Source organism: Variovorax sp. (assembly GCF_035634955.1).
Classification (GTDB): Bacteria; Pseudomonadota; Gammaproteobacteria; order Burkholderiales; family Burkholderiaceae_C; genus Variovorax.
The window spans coordinates 54,691-69,915 of sequence record NZ_DASQBZ010000029.1 but is presented as its reverse complement, the minus strand read 5'-3'; the positions used below and the strand labels follow the sequence as shown (position 1 = coordinate 69,915).

General features: G+C 67.4%; 15 protein-coding genes. 11 read left to right on the top strand and 4 right to left on the bottom strand.

Going from position 1 to position 15,225, the window contains the following annotated elements:
- Positions 1 to 335: 335 nt before the first annotated feature.
- Complete coding sequence (locus VES41_RS19865; RefSeq protein ID WP_324820599.1) at positions 336 to 1,685, bottom strand: MFS transporter; 1,350 nt, start codon at positions 1,683 to 1,685, stop codon at positions 336 to 338.
- Positions 1,686 to 1,854: 169 nt separating this feature from the next.
- Here VES41_RS19865 and cyoA point away from each other — a divergent pair, with 169 nt between their 5' ends.
- Genes cyoA through VES41_RS19830 form a run of 7 tightly spaced genes read left to right on the top strand, consistent with a single transcriptional unit; the run spans position 1,855 to position 8,795 of the window.
- The gene (cyoA, locus tag VES41_RS19860) at positions 1,855 to 2,934 is read left to right on the top strand and encodes a ubiquinol oxidase subunit II (protein ID WP_324820597.1); all 1,080 of its coding nucleotides are present in this window, start codon (positions 1,855 to 1,857) and stop codon (positions 2,932 to 2,934) included.
- A gap of 2 nt (positions 2,935 to 2,936) precedes the next feature.
- On the top strand, positions 2,937 to 4,943 hold the full coding sequence (cyoB, locus tag VES41_RS19855) for a cytochrome o ubiquinol oxidase subunit I (protein WP_324820595.1): 2,007 nt from the start codon (positions 2,937 to 2,939) through the stop codon (positions 4,941 to 4,943).
- Complete coding sequence (gene cyoC / locus VES41_RS19850; protein ID WP_324820593.1) at positions 4,936 to 5,586, top strand: cytochrome o ubiquinol oxidase subunit III; 651 nt, start codon at positions 4,936 to 4,938, stop codon at positions 5,584 to 5,586. Before cyoB ends, cyoC begins: the two co-directional genes overlap by 8 nt.
- Positions 5,583 to 5,999, top strand: coding sequence for a cytochrome o ubiquinol oxidase subunit IV (cyoD, locus tag VES41_RS19845; protein ID WP_324820591.1), 417 nt, complete (start codon positions 5,583 to 5,585; stop codon positions 5,997 to 5,999). Before cyoC ends, cyoD begins: the two co-directional genes overlap by 4 nt.
- The gene (locus VES41_RS19840; protein WP_414719192.1) at positions 5,996 to 6,775 is read left to right on the top strand and encodes an SURF1 family protein; all 780 of its coding nucleotides are present in this window, start codon (positions 5,996 to 5,998) and stop codon (positions 6,773 to 6,775) included. Before cyoD ends, VES41_RS19840 begins: the two co-directional genes overlap by 4 nt.
- A gap of 54 nt (positions 6,776 to 6,829) precedes the next feature.
- Positions 6,830 to 8,242, top strand: a complete 1,413-nt coding sequence (locus VES41_RS19835; protein WP_414719191.1) for an ATP-binding protein — start codon at positions 6,830 to 6,832, stop codon at positions 8,240 to 8,242.
- Entirely contained in the window at positions 8,229 to 8,795 is a 567-nt protein-coding gene (locus VES41_RS19830; RefSeq protein WP_324820589.1) for a response regulator transcription factor, read from the top strand. The genes VES41_RS19835 and VES41_RS19830 overlap by 14 nt, the downstream gene beginning before the upstream one ends.
- Here the strand turns inward: VES41_RS19830 and VES41_RS19825 are convergent.
- Positions 8,788 to 9,099, bottom strand: coding sequence for a hypothetical protein (locus VES41_RS19825; protein WP_324820587.1), 312 nt, complete (start codon positions 9,097 to 9,099; stop codon positions 8,788 to 8,790). The genes VES41_RS19830 and VES41_RS19825 overlap by 8 nt on opposite strands.
- Before the next feature lie 85 nt (positions 9,100 to 9,184).
- Between VES41_RS19825 and aroC the strand changes: the two genes are divergently transcribed.
- On the top strand, positions 9,185 to 10,288 hold the full coding sequence (gene aroC / locus VES41_RS19820) for a chorismate synthase (protein ID WP_324820585.1): 1,104 nt from the start codon (positions 9,185 to 9,187) through the stop codon (positions 10,286 to 10,288).
- Between the two features lie 13 nt (positions 10,289 to 10,301).
- Here aroC and arsC read toward each other — a convergent pair whose 3' ends face one another.
- Positions 10,302 to 10,673: an arsenate reductase (glutaredoxin) gene (gene arsC / locus VES41_RS19815; protein WP_324820583.1), complete on the bottom strand. Its 372-nt coding sequence runs from the start codon at positions 10,671 to 10,673 to the stop codon at positions 10,302 to 10,304.
- A 137-nt stretch (positions 10,674 to 10,810) separates the two neighbouring features.
- Here arsC and ppk2 point away from each other — a divergent pair, with 137 nt between their 5' ends.
- Positions 10,811 to 11,731: a polyphosphate kinase 2 gene (gene ppk2, locus VES41_RS19810; RefSeq protein ID WP_324820581.1), complete on the top strand. Its 921-nt coding sequence runs from the start codon at positions 10,811 to 10,813 to the stop codon at positions 11,729 to 11,731.
- Here the strand turns inward: ppk2 and VES41_RS19805 are convergent.
- The gene (locus VES41_RS19805; protein WP_324820579.1) at positions 11,725 to 12,579 is read right to left on the bottom strand and encodes a J domain-containing protein; all 855 of its coding nucleotides are present in this window, start codon (positions 12,577 to 12,579) and stop codon (positions 11,725 to 11,727) included. The genes ppk2 and VES41_RS19805 overlap by 7 nt on opposite strands.
- Before the next feature lie 156 nt (positions 12,580 to 12,735).
- On the opposite strand from VES41_RS19805, the gene VES41_RS19800 reads away from it, so the two are divergent.
- Together VES41_RS19800 and urtA are read left to right on the top strand one after the other, a co-directional pair.
- Positions 12,736 to 13,803, top strand: a complete 1,068-nt coding sequence (locus VES41_RS19800) for an alpha/beta hydrolase family esterase (protein ID WP_324820577.1) — start codon at positions 12,736 to 12,738, stop codon at positions 13,801 to 13,803.
- A gap of 150 nt (positions 13,804 to 13,953) precedes the next feature.
- Positions 13,954 to 15,225, top strand: coding sequence for an urea ABC transporter substrate-binding protein (urtA, locus tag VES41_RS19795; RefSeq protein ID WP_324820575.1), 1,272 nt, complete (start codon positions 13,954 to 13,956; stop codon positions 15,223 to 15,225).

Genomic DNA, 15,225 nt, shown 5'->3' with positions numbered 1-15,225 from the left:
AGCGCGCACACCTGTGCGCGCAGGCCGGCTTCACTGCGCTCCTCGGCGGCACAGAGGCGGCCGCCGACGGACAGCGCAGGCCGGGCGGCGTGGCGTGCAAGCCGTGCGGCCTTCGGTTGCTCGGGAGGGCTGTTGCGATTGAGGCGACGTGATCGGTCTAGCCGGACGGCGGGCGGGTGCCCCGCGGCGACCGAGCCTGGGGCAAGGAAAACCGTGGTGCGACGCGACGTGTCCTGCGGCGGTGGGCGGCGTGTGTCGGGGGCCGACACAGTGAAGGCCCCCGGCACACGCCGCCCGCCGCCGCAGCGGCGCGCAACCTCAAAATGAAAAGAAGGCTACTCGTCCCGAGCCGTCAGAGCGCGGTTCACCCGCAGCGCCACCAGGGTGCAGACCGCACCGGAGAGCAGGTAGACGCTCACGTAGGCGAGGCCGAAGTGCGAGGACAGGCCCAGGGCCACCAGCGGGGCGAAAGCCGCGCCGATCAGCCAGGCGATGTCGGCCGTCAGGGCCGCGCCCATGTACCGATAGCGCACCGCGAAGTTCGCCGTCACCGCGCCGGCCGCCTGGCCGTACGACAGGCCCAGCAGGATGAAGCCCACCAGCAGGAACACGTCCTTGCCCAGGTAGCCGCTCTCGCTGCCCAGCAGGGTGGGGGCGAAGCCGCTGAAAACCGCGATGGCGATGGCCAGCGAGCCCAGCGTGTTGCGGCGGCCGAGCTTGTCGGCGATCAGGCCGGACACGACCACACCGCCGCCGCACAGGAACGCGCCGATCACCTGCACGACCAGGAAGCGCGCCAGAAGCTCCGGCGAATGCAGCTGGATCCAGGACAGCGGGAACACCGTGATCAGGTGGAACAGCGCATAGCTCGCCAGCGCCGCGAAGGCGCCGATCAGGATGTTGTGGCCCTGCGTGCGCGTCAGTTCGGTGACGCTGACCGGCGCCAGTTCGCGGTCTTCGAGCATGTGGCGGTATTCGTCCGTCGCCACCAGGCGCAGGCGGGCAAACAGCGCGACCACATTAATTGCAAATGCGACGAAAAATGTGTAACGCCATCCGAAGCTCAGGAAATCCTCGGACGAGAGGCTGACGTAGAGATACGCGAACAGGCCGCTCGCCAGCACGAAGCCCAGCGGTGCGCCCAACTGGCCGATCATGGCGTACCAGCCGCGCTTGTTCGGCGGTGCGTTCATCGCGAGGAGAGAGGGCAGGCCGTCCCAGGAGCCGCCCAACGCCAGCCCCTGGCCGACGCGCAGCAGCGAAAGAATGACGATGACGGCGAAGCCTGCGGTCTCGTAGCCGGGCAGGAAGCCCATGCTTACGGTGGAGATGCCCAGCAGGAACAGCGCGATGGTGAGCTTCACCTCGCGGTTGAACCGGCTCTGGATCTTCATGGAGATAATCGTGCCGATCGGCCGTGCGATGAAGGCGAACGAGAAGATCAGGAACGACCAGAGCACCGCTTCGAGCGGCTCCTCGAAGGGAAAGAACAGCTTCGGGAACACCAGCACCGAGGCGATGCCGTAGACGAAGAAGTCGAAATATTCCGATGCGCGGCCGATGACCACACCCACGGCGATCTCGCCGGGCGTGACGTGTGAGCGCTCCTCGTGGATCTGCTGGAGTTCGCGGGCCCGCTCGGCGGGAGTTTCGGAATCGGCGGTGGGCAGGTGAGTGCTCGACATCTTCGGTGCTGTATGGAGAAGGAACCCGGCGGAAGGTGCCTATGAAACACCGCGAGCATCGCACCAAGGCACGATGTCCGCCATAGGACAAAACGTCCACTCCCCGAAGGGGCCTAAAAGTTCTAGATTGTCGGGTCTTTGCGCAAAATTCGCACTCCCTCCTTTCGGCATGGCACACCTCCACAAACTTCGTCGGCTGCTCCTGTTGGCGCCGCTGCTCCTGCTGGGCGGCTGCGGGACCGTCCTGCTCAACCCCTCCGGCGACATCGCCATGCAGCAGGGCCGGCTCATCGTGGTGTCCACGCTGCTCATGCTCGTCATCATCATCCCGGTGATGGCGCTGACGGTGTTCTTCGCCTGGAAGTACCGCGCCGCGAACCGCCAGGCCGAGTACTCGCCCGAGTGGGACCATTCCACCCAGCTCGAGCTGGCCATCTGGGCGGCGCCGCTGCTGATCATCATCGCGCTGGGCGCCGTGACCTGGATCAGCACCCACACGCTTGATCCGTACCGCGACCTGCGCCGCATCGACGCGCAGCGCGCGGTGCCCGAGGGCACCAAGCCGCTCGAGATCGAAGTGGTCGCGCTCGACTGGAAGTGGCTGTTCATCTATCCCGAGCAGGGCATCGCCACGGTCAACGACGTGGCCGCGCCGGTCGACCGGCCGATCCGCTTCAAGATCACCGCCTCGAGCGTGATGAACTCCTTCTACGTGCCGGCGCTGGCCGGCATGATCTACGCCATGCCGTCGATGGAGACCAAGCTGCACGCGGTCATCAACCAGCCTGGGTCGTACGAGGGCTTCTCGGCCAACTACAGCGGTGCGGGCTTCTCGCACATGCGCTTCACCTTCCACGGCGTGTCCGACGCCGATTTCGACAAGTGGGTCCAGCAGGCCAAGGACAGCGGAAGCACGCTCGACCGCGCCGGCTACCTCAAGCTCGAGGTGCCCAGCGAACGCGAACCGGTGCGCCGCTGGGCGAACGTGTCGCCCGGCCTGTACGACGCCATCCTCAACCGCTGCGTCGAGGCCAACAGGATGTGCATGCACCAGATGATGGCGATCGACGCGCAAGGCGGCCTGGGTCTTCCCAGCGTCTATGACGTGGAGAAGCGGGCCCTGCGTCCGCTCGACCCCAATTCCCCGCAGCGACCGGTCGTGGTCGGACTGTGCCGCACCGACGGCTCGATCGACCCGGCCCCCGTGCTGGCGGCCGCGTCGTCCACCGCTCCGACCCTTCGTCAATAAAGATGCTCGAACACCTCGACCTCGCGCGGCTCTTCCTGGGCCGCCTCAGCTGGGAAGCGATTCCCTACCACGAACCCATCCTGCTGATCACCTTCATCGGCGTGTGCCTGGGTGGCATCGCCGTGCTGGGCCTGATCACCTACATGAAGTGGTGGGGCACCCTGTGGCATGACTGGATCACCAGCATCGACCACAAGAAGATCGGCATCATGTACATCGTCCTGGGCATCATCATGCTGCTGCGCGGCTTCGCCGACGCGCTGATGATGCGGGGACAGCAGGCCATCGCCTTCGGCGACAACATGGGGTACCTGCCGCCGCACCACTACGACCAGGTCTTCACCGCCCACGGCGTCATCATGATCTTCTTCGTGGCCATGCCGCTGGTGACCGGGTTCATGAACTACGTGGTGCCGCTGCAGATCGGCGCGCGCGACGTGGCCTTCCCGTTCCTGAACAACTTCAGCTTCTGGATGACCACCTTCGGCGCCGTGCTGGTCATGGCCTCGCTGTTCGTCGGCGAGTTCGCCAAGACCGGCTGGCTGGCCTATCCGCCGCTGTCGGGCATCCTGCACAGTCCGGACGTCGGGGTCGACTACTACATCTGGGCCCTGCAGATCGCCGGGGTCGGCACACTGCTGTCCGGGGTCAACCTGATCGCCACCATCGTCAAGATGCGCGCGCCGGGCATGGCCCTCATGAAGATGCCGGTGTTCACCTGGACCGCGCTGTGCACCAACGTGCTGATCGTCGCTGCCTTCCCGGTGCTCACCGCGGTGCTGGCACTGCTGTCGCTCGACCGCTACGTCGGCACCAACTTCTTCACCAACGACCTTGGCGGCAACGCCATGATGTACGTGAACCTGATCTGGATCTGGGGCCACCCCGAGGTGTACATCCTGATCCTGCCGGTGTTCGGCATCTACTCCGAGATCGTCTCCACGTTCTGTGGCAAGCGGCTGTTCGGCTACACCTCGATGGTCTACGCCACGGTGGTGATCACCATCCTGTCGTATCTGGTGTGGCTGCACCACTTCTTCACGATGGGGTCGGGCGCCAGCGTCAACAGCTTCTTCGGCATCACGACGATGATCATCTCGATCCCGACGGGGGCGAAGATCTTCAACTGGCTCTTCACCATGTACAAGGGCCGCATCCGGTTCGAACTGCCGATGATGTGGACCGTGGCGTTCATGCTGACCTTCGTCATCGGCGGCATGACGGGCGTGCTGCTGGCGGTGCCGCCGGCCGACTTCGTGCTGCACAACAGCCTGTTCCTGATCGCGCACTTCCACAACGTGATCATCGGCGGCGTGCTGTTCGGCCTGCTCGCGGGCATCAACTTCTGGTTCCCCAAGGCCTTCGGCTACAAGCTCGACGAGTTCTGGGGCAAGCTGTCGTTCTGGTTCTGGGTGGTGGGCTTCTACTTGGCCTTCATGCCGCTGTACGTGCTCGGCCTGATGGGCGTGACCCGCCGGGTCAGCCACTTCGAGGACGGCTCGCTGCAACCCTGGTTCATTGCCGCCGCCCTGGGCGCGCTGCTGATCGCCGCCGGTATCGGTTGCTTCCTGATCCAACTGGTGGTCAGCGTTATCCGCCGCGACCAGCTGCGTGACACCACGGGCGATCCGTGGAACGGCCGTACCCTGGAATGGTCGACCTCTTCGCCGCCGCCGGACTACAACTTCGCGTTCACGCCCATCGTGCACGATCGCGACGCCTGGTACGACATGAAGAACCGCCACTACGCGCGGCCCACCGGCGGGTTCATCCCGATCCACATGCCGAAGAACACGGCGGCCGGCTTCATCATCGCCGGGCTGGCGGCCCTGACCGGCTTCGGCCTGATCTGGCAGGCCTGGGGCGTGGTGGTGATCGGCTTCGCGGCGACCATCATCGCGACCCTGATCCATACCTTCAACTACAAGCGCGACTATCACATCCCCGCGGACGAAGTCACGCGTACGGAAGAAGCGCGTACCCGTGCGCTGGCGGCTGCCCATGTCTGATCTTTCCCTTCATCCCGCCGCCACCGGCGCGGCAGCAGCCCACGGCGGCTCTGCCAACCACTTCTACCTGACGCACGAGCATCATCCCGAGAACGGCACGCTGCTCGGGTTCTGGCTCTACCTGATGAGCGACTGCCTCATCTTCGCCGTGCTGTTCGCCTGCTACGGCGTGCTCGGCCGCAGCTATGCGGCCGGCCCGTCGGGCGCGGAACTGTTCGAGCTGCCGCTGGTGGCCGTCAACACGGCCATGCTGCTGCTGTCGTCCATCACCTACGGCTTCGCCATGCTGGAGATGCAGCGGCGCCGCAAGGGCGCCGTGCTGATGTGGCTGTTCATCACCGGCCTGTTCGGTGCCGCATTCCTGGGCATCGAGCTGTACGAATTCGCGCACCTCATCCACGAGGGCGCGGGCCCGCAGCGCAGCGCGTTCCTGTCGTCCTTCTTCACGCTGGTCGGCACCCACGGCCTGCACGTCACGTTCGGCATGGTCTGGCTCATCACGCTGATGGTGCAGGTCAGCAAGTACGGCCTGATCCCGGCCAACCGCCGCCGGCTGATGTGCCTGTCGATGTTCTGGCACTTTCTGGACGTGGTCTGGATCGGCGTCTTCACCTTCGTCTACCTGATGGGAGTTCTGCCATGAGCGGACACGTCAACGACCCACACGCACATGGCCACGACGGCCACCATGGCCACGACGACGAGCATGGCGACAGCGGCATGCACGCCACCTTCCGCGGCTACATGACCGGCTTCATCCTGTCGGTCATCCTCACCGCCATCCCGTTTGCACTGGTGATGGGCAAGGTGTTCGACAAGTCGAGCACCACCGCCATGGTCATCCTCGCCCTGGGCGCCGTGCAGATCGTGGTGCACATGATCTACTTCCTGCACATGGACGCCAAGTCAGAAGGTGGCTGGAACATGCTGGCGCTGATCTTCACGCTGGTGCTGGTGGTGATCACGCTGACCGGATCGCTGTGGGTGATGTACCACCTCAACCACAACATGATGCCGGGCATGATCACGCCCGGCGAGGCGCGCATCGCGCCTTGACCGCGAGCGAGCAGCCGGGGCAGGGCGGCTCGCGCCGCAACGGCCGCCTGGCCGTTCTCGGCGTCTTCCTGCTGCTGGCCTGCGCCGGATTCGTCGCGCTGGGCATCTGGCAGGTCGAGCGCCGCGCGTGGAAGCTCGACCTGATCGCCCGTGTCGACGCGCGCGTGCATGCCGCGCCGGTCCCGGTGCCGGATGTCCAGGCGTGGCCCCGCTTCGACGCGGCGGCCTCCGAATACCGCCGCGTAGCACTGCGCGGCCATTTCCTCCACGACCGCGAAACGCTGGTGCAGGCGCTGTCCGAGCGCGGCGCCGGCTTCTGGGTACTGACGCCGCTCGTGCAGCCCGACGGCAGCATCGTCCTGGTGAACCGGGGCTTCGTGCCGCCCGGGCTGCGCGACCGGGCCGCGCGCGCCGCGGGCGAGCCGGCCGGCAATGTGCAACTGACGGGCTTGCTCCGGCTGAGCGAACCGGCCGGCGGGTTTCTTCGCCGCAACGACGCGAGCGCCAACCGCTGGTACTCGCGCGACGTCGCCGCCATTTCGGCGGCGCGGGGCCTGTCCTCGATCGGGCCGGTGGCACCGTTCTTCGTAGACGCCGGCGCGCAGGCCGACGCCGCGCCCGCCCAGCCTGAAAGCGGCCTGACCGTCATCCGGTTCCGCAACAGCCACCTGGTCTACGCGTTGACCTGGTTTGCGCTGGCCCTGGGCGCGGGTGCCGCCTTGTGGTGGCTGCTGCTGGACCGCCGGCGCCAGGCCGGACGCGGACGCCGCGGCTGACTCGCCCGCGGCCCCTTCACAGGCGCCGCGCGCGACTGCAGGCAGACTCGGGGGATGGAGAGTCCGAATTCCACTGCCGTCCCGGCAGTTCCTGCGCCACCCGCGACCGATGCGCCCGTGGGCGGCGCCGCCGTCCCGCACCTGCCGACCGGCGCGGCGCAGGGTGGGCGACTGCAGGTCGCCACCGGCATGCGCAACATGCAGCAGTTGATCCAACTGCGCTGGATCGCCGTCGTCGGGCAGGTCATGACCATCCTGGCCGTTCACTACGGCCTGGGCATTTCGCTTCCACTGCACCAGATGCTCGTGGTGCTCGCCTGCCTGGCGGCGTTCAATGCCGCAAGCCAGCTGCGCTGGCGCGCCCACCACGTGGTGACCAATGCCGAACTGTTCATCGCGCTGCTGGTTGACGTGGGCATGCTCACGGCGCAGCTCTACCTGAGCGGTGGAGCCACCAACCCCTTCGTCTTCGTGTTCCTGCTGCAGGTGATCCTGGGTGCCGTGCTGCTCGACGCCTGGTCGACCTGGACCATGGTCGGCGTCACCACCGCCTGCTTCGCCATGCTGGCGCTGTCGGCGCCGCCGCTGCACCTGCCGGCGGGGCCGGGCCAGGCATTGTCGAGCCCCTACATGCTCGGACTGCTGGTGTGTTTTGCGCTCATTGCGTCGCTGCTGGTCATCTTCATCACACGCATCAACCGCAACCTGCGCCGACGAGACACGCGCCTGGCCGAATTGCGACAACGGGACGCCGAGGAGGAGCACATCGTGCGAATGGGCCTGCTGGCCTCGGGCGCCGCGCATGAGCTGGGCACGCCGCTGGCCACCATGTCGGTGATCCTCAACGACTGGCAGCACATGCCGCTGGTCAAGGCGGACGAGGACATTCGGGCGGAGGTCTCGGAAATGGAGGCCCAGGTGCAGCGCTGCAAGGCCATTCTCAGCGGCATCCTGCTGTCGGCCGGCGAGGCGCGCGGCGAATCGTCCGAGCGCACGACGGTGGTCACGTTCTTCAACCAGGTGGTGGCCCAATGGCGCGCCACCCGGCCGGTGAAGGCCTTCGTCTACGAGAATCGCTTCGGCCACGACCTGCCGATCGTGTCCGACGCGGCCATCAAGCAGATGATCCACAACGTGTTGGACAATGCACTTGAAGCCTCGCCCCACTGGCTCATGTTCGAGGTGACCCGGCACGGGCACGACCTCGTGCTGACCTGCACCGACGCCGGCCCCGGCTTCGCGCCGAGAATCCTTGCCCAGCTCGGCAAGCCCTACCAGTCGACCAAGGGCCGGCCGGGCGCCGGGCTCGGCCTGTTCCTGGTGACGAACGTGGCGCGAACCCTCGGCGGCGGCGTGCAGGCGCGCAACAAGACCGAGGGCGGGGCGCTGGTGACGATCAACCTGCCCCTGGCCGCGCTGGTGCTGCAAGAGGAAGAAGACGAGCAACTGGAAGATGACGACGACTGAAGATGGATCCACGGCCGAGCAGGAGCAGCGTCACCTGCTGATCGTGGAGGATGACGCCGCCTTCGCGCGCACCCTGAAGCGGTCGTTCGAGCGTCGCGGCTACACCGTGGCCCTGGCCGCCACGCTGGACGAGATGCGCGAGCGCCTGGCGCAGTGCTCGCCCGGTTACGCGGTCGTCGACCTCAAGCTCAACGGCGAGGCGTCCGGGCTGGCCTGCGTGCAGGCCCTCAACGCGCACGACGAGTCGATGCTGATCGTCGTGCTCACCGGGTTCGCCAGCATCGCCACCGCGGTCGAGGCGATCAAGCTCGGCGCCTGCCACTACCTGGCCAAGCCCTCCAACACCGACGACATCGAGGCCGCCTTCAGCCGCGCCGAGGGCACCACCGAGGTCAGCCTGACGAACCGGCCCACATCGATCAAGACGCTGGAATGGGAGCGCATCCACGAGACGCTGGCCGAAACCGGCTTCAACATCTCCGAGACGGCCCGTCGCCTGGGCATGCACCGGCGCACGCTGGCGCGAAAGCTGGAAAAGCAGCGCGTCAAGTGAAGCTGGCGGCCGCGGTCGTGCCGGCGGCTTGAGCAACGGCGGGGCCGGCCCTTCCGATGAGCTCGAGCGCCAGGTCGTCCGTGTGGCGGGTCAGGCGCTCGACCGCGTAGCTGCCGAGGTCGTGGCCGTCGAGGCTGACGCGCACTTCGCGGAAGTACCCCTCCAGCGAGTCGCCCGCATCGTTGAGGCACCGCGCCAGCGAATCCATCGGATCCTCGATCCACGAGGCCGGTCCCCGGCCGGCGTGCACGCTGTAGGTGAAGACGTCGGTTGCGACATGGCGGATCTCGAGGTGCGGCTGCATTTTGTATGTCCTGTAACAGCACGTACGCTACGACGCGGGTCGCGCTGCGTCCATACGCCATTCGGCAGACGCGATAATCCCGCCCATGAGCGGCAACACATTGGGTACTCTTTTCGCGGTGACGAACTTCGGCGAGTCGCACGGACCGGCGATCGGCTGCGTCATCGACGGCTGCCCGCCGGGCATGGCGCTGTCCGAGGCGGACATCCAGCCCGACCTGGACCGCCGGCGCCCGGGCACCAGCCGCCACGTCACCCAGCGCAACGAGGCCGACCAGGTGCAGATCCTGAGCGGCGTGTACGAGGGGCGCACCACCGGCACGCCCATCGCGCTGCTGATCCAAAACACCGACCAGCGCAGCAAGGACTACGGCGCGATTGCCCGCCAGTTCCGGCCGGGCCACGCGGATTACACCTATTGGACGAAGTACGGCATCCGCGACCCGCGCGGCGGCGGCCGTTCGTCCGCGCGGCTGACCGCGCCCATGGTCGCCGCCGGTGCCGTCGCCAAGAAATGGCTCGCCGAGCGTTTCGGCATGCAGTTCCGCGGGTGCATGACGCAGATCGGCGACATGCCGATCGCCTTCGAAAGCTGGGACCACGTGCCGAACAACCCGTTCTTCGCCCCGGTGGCCGACGTGTCCGCACTGGAGGCCTACATGGATGCGCTGCGCAAGTCCGGCGACTCCTGCGGCGCACGCCTGCGGGTCACCGCGCAGAAGGTGCCGGCGGGGCTGGGCGAGCCGCTGTTCGACCGGCTGGACGCCGACATCGCGCACGCGATGATGGGCATCAACGCCGTCAAGGGAGTCGAGATCGGCGCCGGTTTCGCCAGCGTGGCGCAGCGCGGCAGCACCCACGGCGACTCGATGACGCCGTCCGGCTTCGCCAGCAACAACGCCGGTGGCGTGCTCGGCGGCATCAGTAGCGGGCAGGACCTCGAAGTGAGCCTGGCCATCAAGCCGACCAGTTCCATCATCACGCCGCGCCAGTCGATCGACATCGACGGCAATCCGGTCGAGGTGGTCACCAAGGGGCGCCACGACCCGTGCGTGGGCATCCGCGCCACCCCCATCGCCGAGGCAATGCTCGCATTGGTGGTGATGGAGCATGCGCTGCGGCACCGCGCCCAGTGCGGCGATGTGGGCGCCAAGGCCAGCGCCGCGCCGCCCGAGGCGTCGTTCCTCTGAAGCGGTTGCCTGCCTAGGCGGCAGGCGCCGGGTCCGGCAGGATCTCGAGCAGCGTCTGGGGCGGTCGGCAAAGGCGCGTGCCCAGCGGCGTCACCACGATCGGCCGGTTGATCAGGATCGGGTGCGCGAGCATGGCGTCGATCAACTGGTCGTCGCTGAGGCTCGGATCCGCCAGGCCCGCCGCCTCGAACGCGGCCTCCTTGCTGCGCATCAGCGCGCGCACCGGCAGGCCGGTGCCCTTGACCAGCGACACCAGCGTCTGCCGGTCCGGCGGCGTCGCGAGGTACTCGACGACCTGCGGCTCGAAGCCGCGTTCGCGCAGCAGCGCCAGCGCGCCCCGGGAGTTGCTGCAGGCCGGGTTGTGGTAGATCGTGATCTTGCTCATGGCGTCCGATTGTGCGGCGGATTCGGCACCCGCCGTCCGACACGCAGCGGCGACACGCCCTGTCACGGACGGGTCACGGCATTGAAACATGATGGCACCACCGCCATTGCCACGCCGCCTACGCCGGATTGCCCGCCATGACCCTCCCGAGCCTGCCGACCGACCGCCCAGACGTACTTGAGCGCATTGCGCACGACCTGATCGACAGCTACGACGAAGAACTCGAACTGGAATTCGAGGACCGTGAGTTCGACGCCGAAGGCCAGGTGATCGGTGGGGAGGACAAGGCTGCGCGCCGCACCTATTTCCGCGAGCTGTTCCGCCTGCAGGGCGAACTCGTCAAGCTCCAGGACTGGGTGCAGAGCACCGGCGAGCGCGTGGTCATCCTGTTCGAGGGGCGCGACGCGGCCGGCAAGGGCGGCGTGATCAAGCGCATCACGCAGCGGCTCAACCCTCGCGTGGTGCGGGTCGCCGCGTTGCCGGCGCCGAACGACCGGGAGCGGACGCAGTGGTATTTCCAGCGCTACGTGGCGCACCTGCCCGCGGCCGGCGAGATGGTGCTGTTCGATCGCAGCTGGTACAACCGCGCAGGCGTCGAGCGCGTGATGGGCTTCTGCACCGACGACCAGTACGAGGAGTTCTTTCGCAGCGTGCCCGAGTTCGAGCGCATGCTGGTGCGCTCGGGCATCCGCCTCGTCAAGTATTGGTTCTCGATCACCGACGACGAGCAGCACATGCGTTTCCTCGGCCGCATCCATGATCCGCTCAAGCAATGGAAGCTCAGCCCCATGGACCTGGAAAGTCGCCGCCGCTGGGAGGAATACACCAAGGCCAAGGAGATCATGCTCGAGCGCACCCACATTCCCGAGGCGCCGTGGTGGGTCGTGCAGGCGGTGGACAAGAAGAAGGCGCGGCTGAACTGCATCCATCACCTGCTGCAGCAGATGCCCTATGCGGAGGTGGACCACCCGACGATCGAGTTGCCCGCCCGCGTGCGCAATCCCGACTACCTACGCCAGCCGGTGCCCGAACAGATGATGGTGCCGGAGGTCTACTGAGCCGGCACGCGCGCGCTGTCGGCAACGTCGGTGCGTGGCGGCGCGAAGCTGTGGCGCCTGACGACGGGCTCGGGCCGGAACAGGTCCGGCGCCGCAGCGGCGGTCGTGCCTGTCGCCGATGGCGTGTGTGCGACAGCTTTGGACGCCCGTGCCGGCGCCGCCCGGACCTTGGAGGCGATCGCTATGCCAAGCGGGCGCACCGAGGGCGCTGGCGCGCGGGCAGTCGTGGCTGCATCATGATGCAGCGTGACGGACGGCGGCGCGTCTGCGGTCACGGGCACGGGCAGCGGGGCGGGGCCCATGGCCGATTCCCTGTCCGGTGCAGGCGCGGCAGCCGGCGCAGCATGCTGCCGGGCCGTGGCCATCTGCCCCGGCGCGGCGGAGGCCGACCGCAAGGCGGGTGGTTCCCGTGGCGCTTCCTGCCTGACCCGCTGCAGCGCCATGATGGCGGTGCTCAGTGCGACCGCCACCACGAGTGCGGGAATCAGCACGATCAGTCCCATCCCGCCCCTGGCATGCAGGGGTTGCTCGCGCACGGCGGGTTCGGCGGCGAAGCGTTCGCCGCCCGGGTCGCGCGCATCGCGTTGTGCTGGAACGCAGCTCAGCAGCTCGTCGTCATGCCGGGCGCGGCGAACCGGATCGGACAGCGTGGCATAGGCTTCGCCGATCTCCTTGAAATGGCGATCCGCTTCCAGCGGCCTGTCCCGGTTCCGGTCCGGGTGCCAGCGCATCGCGGCACGCCGGAAGGCCTCCTTGACCTCGTGCGCCGATGCCGAAACATCGACGCCGAGGACGTCGTAGTAGTTCTTCACCGTTGCAGATGGTAGTGGCGTGCGCGACGTGCCCATGCCGCATGGCGCCTGGCAGCATGGCGGCCCGGGCAATAGTCCACATCCACAGTCGCGGCGCAATTGACCGTCCGGACCGGGTCCGCGCGCGGAAGCTGCTATGTTGCGCATGCGCCCTGGGCCTCGCCGATGCCCGGGCATTCACCTGGACAACGCATGGTCCGTAGAACCCGGCGCAGGGGCGCCAGCGCCGCCACGATTCTTGCCAAGGTTTACGAGCGCAACCTGAAGGCGTTGACGCGCGCCACGCTGGCGGGCGGCAAGCAGTTGGCCGGCCAGGTCCGGCGCGCAAGCGAGAAGATGCACGGGCCGCCGCCGGGTCCGGGCGACTGGCTGCCCGGCGTGGCGTTGGGGCCCGCCGGGGCGCGCACCTATCACCTGTTCCGGCCGGCGGGGCTGCGCCTGGCGTTTCTAGAACGCGTGCCGCTGGTGGTCATGCTGCACGGCTGTGGTCAGAACGGCCGGGCGATCGCCACCAGCACGCGCATGAACCGGCTCGCCGCGCGCGAGGGCTTCCTGGTGCTCTATCCGGATCAGGACCGGATCGCCAATGCGCATGGCTGCTGGAACTGGTTCGAGCGGCGCTCGGGCAAGGCGGAGGCCGAAGCTGCCACGTTGATGGCGGCGCTAGACCAGGTGCAGATGCTCTATCCGGTCGACCGCGACCGAATCGTGCTGGCCGGGCTGTCCGCCGGCGCGAGCATGGCGGTGCTGCTGGCGACGCGGCATCCGCTGCGTTTTCAGGCCGTGGCCGCGCATTCCGGTGTCGCGCCCGGTGCCGTCGGCTCGGCGACCGGCGCCATGGGCGCGATGCGCGGGCGCCACTTGCCCGCCGTGTTGCCGAGCGCCGTGGGCAAGGCCATGGGCGCGGCCGCGCAGTTCGCGTCGCTGCCGCCGCTGATGCTGCTGCACGGAACGGACGACCGAGTGGTCGTGGCCGATAACGCGACCCATCTGGCCAGCGTCTGGGCCACTGCGACCGGTGCCCGGCCGCTGGCGCCGCGCACGCTGCAGCGGGGCCAGCGCTGGCCGGCGCGCGTGACCGACTTTCGCCGCAGGGGCCGCACGATGGTGCGCCTGACGGAGATCGAAGGGCTAGGCCACGCATGGAGCGGCGGCCTGGGCAGCCAGCCCTTCAGCGATCCGCGTGGGCCGGACGCGACCGCCATGATCTGGGCCTTTGCCCAGCGCGCGTTCAAGGAGCGCGCCCAGGCGGCACCCTGAAGCGTCGGCCGGCCGCCGCAGCGCGGGAGCGGCATGCTCTAGTCGGCCATGCACCAGATTCGTACGCCAGGGGGCGTATTTGCGGCGCAGGCGCTGGTGCGCAGACTCCTTCCCATCGGTTCATTTTTTTACAACCACGGAGAAGGACACATGCAGCAACGTCGTTTCACTCTCAAGGCGCTGACCGCCGCGGTCGCGCTGGCGTCCATGGGCGTCGCCGCCCATGCAGCCGACACCATCAAGGTCGGCATCCTGCATTCGCTCTCGGGCACGATGGCGATCTCGGAGACGGCGCTCAAGGACATGGCGCTGATGACCATCGAGGAGATCAACGCCAAGGGCGGCGTGATGGGCAAGAAGCTCGAGCCCGTCGTGGTCGATCCGGCTTCCAACTGGCCGCTGTTCGCCGAGAAGACCAAGCAGCTGCTCGGCCAGGACAAGGTGGCGGTGATCTTCGGCTGCTGGACCAGCGTGTCGCGCAAATCGGTGCTGCCGGTGGTCGAGGAAATGAACGGCCTGCTGTTCTACCCGGTGCAGTACGAGGGCGAGGAACTGTCGAAGAACGTGTTCTACACCGGCGCCGCGCCCAACCAGCAGGCCATTCCCGCGGTGGAATACCTGATGAGCAAGGAAGGTGGCGGCGCCAAGCGGTTCGTGCTGCTGGGCACCGACTACGTCTATCCGCGCACCACCAACAAGATCCTGCGCGCCTTCCTCAAGAGCAAGGGCGTGGCCGACAAGGACATCGACGAGAAGTACACCCCCTTCGGCCACAGCGACTACCAGACCATCGTCGCGGACATCAAGAAGTTCAGCCAGGGCGGCAAGACCGCGGTGATCTCCACCATCAACGGCGACTCCAACGTGCCTTTCTACAAGGAACTGGGCAACGCCGGCCTGAAGGCCAAGGACGTGCCGGTGGTCGCCTTCTCGGTCGGCGAGGAAGAGCTGCGCGGTGTCGACACCAAGCCGCTGGTGGGCCACCTGGCCGCCTGGAACTACTTCATGTCGATCAAGAACCCGACCAACGCGGCCTGGATCAAGCAGTGGAGCGAGTACGCCAAGGCCAAGAAGCTGCCCGGCCAGGCCGACAAACCGCTGACCAACGACCCGATGGAAGCCACCTACATCGGCATGCACATGTGGAAGCAGGCCGTCGAGAAGGCCAAGAGCACCGACACCGACAAGGTCGTCGCCGCCATGGCCGGCCAGACCTTCAAGGCGCCGGACGGCTTCACCGTGAAGATGGACGAGAAGAACCACCACCTGCACAAGCCGGTGTTCATCGGCGAAGTGAAGGCCGACGGCCAGTTCAGCGTGGTGTGGAAGACGCCGGCGCCGGTCAAGGCCCAGCCGTGGAGCCCCTACATCGAAGGCAACGACAAGAAGAAGGACGAGCCGGACGGCAAGACGAAGATGTGA